Source organism: Candidatus Jordarchaeum sp. (assembly GCF_052745115.1).
In genome coordinates, this window is the sequence record NZ_JBRAKS010000263.1 from 1 (window position 1) to 5,491 (window position 5,491).

Genomic DNA, 5,491 nt, shown 5'->3' on the forward strand with positions numbered 1-5,491 from the left:
CCAGCATAAGACAAGTAAAAACTAGGAAAAATACATACCTAAGGCGGCGTCCCGATTTTGAGTGGGTAGAGGAGCATTATTAACCGGTGTGGCTGGTGGAATAATAGGTACCATAGCCTCAGTAGCAGGAATTGCATGGCTCATCATTTGGCTTTTTGTGCCCCCACAGTACATTCTTTTACCATATTTCACTCTTTTACCTGTAGGTCCTTCTCCCCTTTATATAGGGGTGAGTATTCTTTTCGCAGCGCTAATAGTTGTTGCCTGTATTCTAACGGGTGTAGGCTTCTATGGTATGTACACGGTTGGTGGAAGCTCCATGGGTATCGTAGCGCTCATATTCGGTATAATAGGGGGAGTAGCCTTTGGAATACTATTGCTCTTAGATATCCTTTTAGGTTACGGTGGCATTTTTTATTATTCTCCGATAACAATCTTTAGTATTATTGGTTCCATTATACTTGGCGTCATTTTTATCATAATTGGTTCTGCCAGCATAGTAGTACGTGAATATACTATGCATTCGGGATCAGCTGTAGCTGCAGGGATTCTAAGTATAATCGGAGGCTGCTTTGTAATTTTGTATATCGGAGGCATTATAGGTTATCCGCTACTGTTTGTGGCTTTTCTGCTTTGGGCAATTGTTTTCTACACCACAGAAGGCTAAGTATCCTTATCTCCCTCCTTTTTTATTTGTATATTTTTTTGTTTTGGCTTTAGGTCTGCTTTTGTTTTTTTACTTTAGAAAGTACCGATTCCTACCGATAAAATTTTTACTTAGTTCCCTTATTTTTCTTTCAGATATTTTTGCTGTTTTCGGCTGTAAATTTAAGTTTTGGAGGAGTTTGAATGGAGAAAGACTATGTTAATCGGGTTTTAAAACTTGTTGAGGAGGCAGAGAAAGAAAATGTTGTCTTCTTACAAGACTTGATCAGTGCAAGGTCGGAGAATCCTCCTGGTAAAACTGAGGAAGTTGCCGGAATAGTTGAATCCAAGATGAAGGAATTGGAAATAGAAACCCAGCTGGTGGAATGCGATCTCTTGAAGGAGTTTGAAGTAATTTTGGGAATTGATGAATTTAACCCCGAGTGGAAGGAGTGGATTGAGAAAGGGGACCTACCCCAAGAGCTACAGGTTTTATTGGAAGCAGGCACTGAAAAAAAGGTAAATGTAATCGGATTAATGAAGGGATCATCGGAAGGCCCTACACTTGTAATGAATGCTCATCTTGACACTGTGCCTGCGGGGGATGGATGGTCTATGGATCCTTTCCAAGGTATAGTAAAGAATGACAAAGTTTTTGGTAGAGGTGCAAACGATAACAAGGGTGGAATAGTGATGTGCCTCGCCGCAGCGGCTGCAATAAAGAGAGCGGACATTGACTTTAAGGGAAATATTGCATTTGCTTTCACCGTGGATGAGGAAACGGGAAGCTATACTGGTGCGGCTTATCTTCTTGCGAAAAAGCTAATCCAGGGGGATGTCTGTCTTTGTGCTGATGGTTGGGCTAATAATATTCAGAACCATATAGGTGGGTTCTTACCATTCGTTATCGTCACAAAAGGAAAAACGGTGCACGGTACAATCCCATCTCACGGAATAAACGCTATAAAAAAGATGCTCATAATTCAGGGGGTGTTTGCGGATGTTGAAGCCGAGCTCAGGAAACAGAAATCTAAGTATCCCTCGCCACCAGAGGTTAATGAAGAATATACGAACGTTGTTCCATCTATTATAAATGGTGGAAAAAGGTTCTACATTGTGCCTGATAGATGCGGCTCTTGGGTAGATGTCCATATAATTCCAGATCAAGACCTTCTAGAGGTTAGAAAAATGATTGAACAAAGGATTGAAAAAGAAATTGAGCGGGATCCTGAATTGGATGTGCGGATATGGATTCCTACAATCTCCAAACCAGCATTAACGGACCCATCAGAAAAAATTGTTAAAAACATGAAATCAGCTGCTAAAAAGGTTTTAGGAAAGGATTTGCCAACCTACAGGGTTCCTTGGCTTTGTGATGCTAGATTCTTTATTAGAGCGGGTATTCCCACAGTTATTTACGGTCCCACAAGATCGGAGGGAAGTGCCCATTCCCCTGATGAGTGGGTTAATATAAGTGATATTACTAATGGTTCAAAGGTTTTTGCACTCACATCTCTCAAATATCTTGATTGAGAAAGCTACTCAGTGTATTCCAACTTTTCATTTTTCTGTATAAACAAGTATTAAATACCAGACATTAATATCTTCTAAAAGTCCTATGATTCCTAGTTTGGAATGATTTGTAAAAAATTTAAATTAACCATTATAGTAACAATTAGGGAAGCGATGATTAGTTCATTCTAGTTTCCTTTAACTAGTTCCACAAAAGGGTATGAAATTGGTGTAGAAGATGGAAAAAATTATTGTAATCGGCTTGGATGGCGCAACTTGGGATGTAATAATGCCCTTAATTCAAAAGAATAAGCTGCCAACTTTTAAAAAGTTATTAGAGAATGGAGCTTATGGTTCCCTGGAATCAACGATTCCCCCGGTCACGGGTCCTTCCTGGTTGGCGTTTTCTACAAGCAAAAATCCGGGGAGACTGGGGGTTTATGATTTCTTAATTAAGGGAGAGGACTTGAGGCTTAAGCCACTTAATTCGAAGTACTATAGGGGGCACTCTGTGTGGGATTATCTGAGTAATAAGGGCTATAAAGTAGGAGTGGTTACTTTTCCAGCCCTTTACCCCCCCTATGAAATTAATGGTTTCATGGTTTCGGGTATATTTGCCCTTACCGAAAAAATTACTTATCCTGAGGAACTTAAGGAGGAAATAGATAAGGTTTCTGACGGGTTCGAAATTGTGGTTAATTACGAAGAACCAAAATATGATGATGTGGAGCTTTTTCTCAAAGATTTAAATAGATTAGCCGATAAACAGTTTAAGGTTGTATTACATCTTTTAAAAGAAAAAGACTGGAATCTTTTTTTCTATGTTCACTCGGCTACGGACTTTGTTCAGCATAGAATGTGGAAATATATAGATAAAAATCACCCACTGTATGATGAAAGGATAGCTCCAAAATATGCAAAAGAATTTGAAAAGTTCTTTCAGAAAGTCGATGGATTTCTAGATAAATTAATGAGTTTTAACGAAAATCTTTTCATAATTTCCGATCATGGATTCGGACCACAATACCAGGGTTTCAACTTGTTTAAATGGCTTGAAACTAAAGGCTATATTGTAAGGAAATTGAACAGAGTGAGACTAGAGGTTGAGATAAAAACAAAATTTCGACAAGCTTTAGCTTCCATAAATAGAAGATTTAGGATAGGGAAATACCTCCCAAATAATCTGATTCTTAGAATTAATGAAGCGTTAAAAATTTCAACTAATATTGCAAGCCTTATAGATTATGATAGGTCAGTAGCTTACTGCCTGGGACACTCAATCGCCTTTGGAGCAATCTATATCAATCCAAATATTAAGAATTCAGAAAATTACGAAAAAATAAGGAAGAAAATCAAAGATGACCTAAAAAATCTGAGCAAGGATGTCGGAAGACCTATAAAAGTGACAATTTATGAGCCAGAAAATATTTACAAAGGAGACAAAGTGAAACTCGCACCAGACCTTATCCCTTCAATAAATGATTATAGGTGTTTAATTTTTGAAAACTTTGATAAACCTTTATTTGAGGAGAAGCCCTACTCAAATAGATACTCAGGCTTCCATCGTTTAAACGGTATAATCATCGCATATGGAAAGGATATCAAAAAAGGCTATAAAATAGAAAACGCAAAAATCTACGATGTAACCCCAACAATCCTCCACTTGTTAGGCTTACCAATCCATAACGAAATGGACGGTAGAGTACTGATGGAAATATTTGAATCTAACTCGGAACCCGCTAAGAGAAAGCCTGCTTACGTAGATCCATCGTATTATGAAAAAACAGAAGAAGAGAAATTAAAAGCCAAAATTAAAAAGTTGAAGCAAAAAGGCAAGATATAGTAAACACGTATTGAAATTTTTTGAGAAATAAACCTTTTTTCTCATTGGCATTTGTTTTAATTAATTTTTTTCAGAGAAATATTTTGGATTCTATATTGTATAATATAATCCTGGGCGAGGTTCTATTATTTCACCGGATTTGTGGAGTTTTTTTAGGGTTTGTTGGGTTTCTTCGGGGTTATATCCCATAATTTCCATTTTTTGGATTATTTCTTTTTCAGATATGGGTTCGCTGGATTGGGATAGTATTTTTATTAGGGCTTTGCTGGCTCCCTTTATTTGCATCTGAGGTTTGGTAGATTTGGATATAGCTGTGTATCCGGAATCTGCTGCACCAATATATTTCACGGTCCAAGGTGTGGGAAAAATTATGTTTCCCTCTTTTCCTAACTGAGTTAGTCGTTCTTTTACCCACTCGAAGTCTAATTTGTACTTAGCACAAAGTTCTTCAATAAGATCAAAGCTAATTGGTTCCCTGGTGGAGTTTTCAACCAAGAGAAGTGTGAGCCTCTGGACCCTGGAGCTGGAAATCGTTTCTTCTTCTTCGATCAGATCTTGGATTTTTATTGGTTCTTCCGGAAGAAGGTTTTCCAATTCTTTTTTCGACACTTCTATGGCTTGGAGGAAACTTTGAGGATCCTTTTCTGCATTATACTTTCGCACAAGCATCGATGCTTCTCTGGCATCACCAACAATTTGAGACCTCATAGGATCAACCTTTATTATGCTTCCACAGTTGCCACATAACCTTGTTTTCTGCTTAGATGGTGAGAAAGTATATCTGCCACACTTAGGACACCTGAAAATCGCATACATCTGTTTCAAAAGTATTCCTCCAAAATATCCTTACATATTTTGTGTACTCAATTTGTATAAGTATACCACTTTAAATTAACATTTTTACATATATATTATAAATACAACAATCCCTTTTTTGCAGGAATCTTTGGCGAGAAAGCCCCGACTTCTAGTCGCGGGGATGAACCGTCAAAAAATTTATTTGAAATAGAGTACATTAATAGTTGTCGGTAGCTGAGGAGTTTGGCTTGGGCTCAGACGGCTAAACAAGACGCAGCCCCCATGAGGGTGCCAATATAGACGCCGTTCCCCCTTGTGGAAGGGCGTGCTAACTGGGTGGTGGCACACCCATTGCTTCAAAGGCGCAGAAAGCCATAAGCAAGAATCCCCCAACTTTAGTCGCGGGGAGTGTCAAAAATTATCAATCAGGGTTTATGAAATAAAAAACCCAAATCTCCCAACAATATAAAATAATTTTGAATTAAGTCAAACTTTTTATGAATTTTGAATTAATTTGAGTAGTGATAATAAATCAAGACGATTAAGATAAGAATTTGTAACATTTCTTAATCACAAGTTTTTTAGCGAATCTTAAATATTTATAAAATATTATGATTGGGATGGCTTAGTGGAAACATAAATGTAGAAATCATAGACATTTGTCACCCCCCTCTTTAAATTTCTTTTCCGAGT

Annotated in this window: 4 protein-coding genes; 3 read left to right on the plus strand and 1 reads right to left on the minus strand. The window is 37.6% G+C overall.

Features of this window, described 5'->3' with window-relative positions; translation table 11 throughout:
- Positions 1 to 61: 61 nt before the first annotated feature.
- The 3 genes from ACUVXA_RS15500 (at position 62) to ACUVXA_RS15510 (ending at position 4,000) form a co-directional block, all read left to right on the plus strand.
- Positions 62 to 667: a hypothetical protein gene (locus tag ACUVXA_RS15500; RefSeq protein WP_445872188.1), complete on the plus strand. Its 606-nt coding sequence runs from the start codon at positions 62 to 64 to the stop codon at positions 665 to 667.
- A 182-nt stretch (positions 668 to 849) separates the two neighbouring features.
- Positions 850 to 2,178, plus strand: coding sequence for a M20 family metallopeptidase (locus ACUVXA_RS15505; protein WP_445872189.1), 1,329 nt, complete (start codon positions 850 to 852; stop codon positions 2,176 to 2,178).
- A gap of 217 nt (positions 2,179 to 2,395) precedes the next feature.
- Positions 2,396 to 4,000 (plus strand): alkaline phosphatase family protein, encoded by a 1,605-nt coding sequence (locus ACUVXA_RS15510; protein WP_445872190.1) that lies wholly within the window; start codon positions 2,396 to 2,398, stop codon positions 3,998 to 4,000.
- Between the two features lie 90 nt (positions 4,001 to 4,090).
- Here the strand turns inward: ACUVXA_RS15510 and ACUVXA_RS15515 are convergent, their stop codons facing one another.
- Positions 4,091 to 4,816 carry a DUF1922 domain-containing protein gene (locus ACUVXA_RS15515; protein ID WP_445872191.1) on the minus strand — a complete coding sequence of 242 codons (726 nt, stop codon included), beginning with the start codon at positions 4,814 to 4,816 and terminating at the stop codon, positions 4,091 to 4,093.
- Between the last annotated feature and the right edge of the window lie 675 nt (positions 4,817 to 5,491).

Bases quoted from the DNA above. Each gene is read 5' to 3' on its own strand.
- ACUVXA_RS15515 (WP_445872191.1), bottom strand. From the start codon at position 4,816: ATGTATGCGATTTTCAGGTGTCCTAAGTGTGGCAGATATACTTTCTCA.
- ACUVXA_RS15510 (WP_445872190.1), top strand. From the start codon at position 2,396: ATGGAAAAAATTATTGTAATCGGCTTGGATGGCGCAACTTGGGATGTA.
- ACUVXA_RS15505 (WP_445872189.1), top strand. From the start codon at position 850: ATGGAGAAAGACTATGTTAATCGGGTTTTAAAACTTGTTGAGGAGGCA.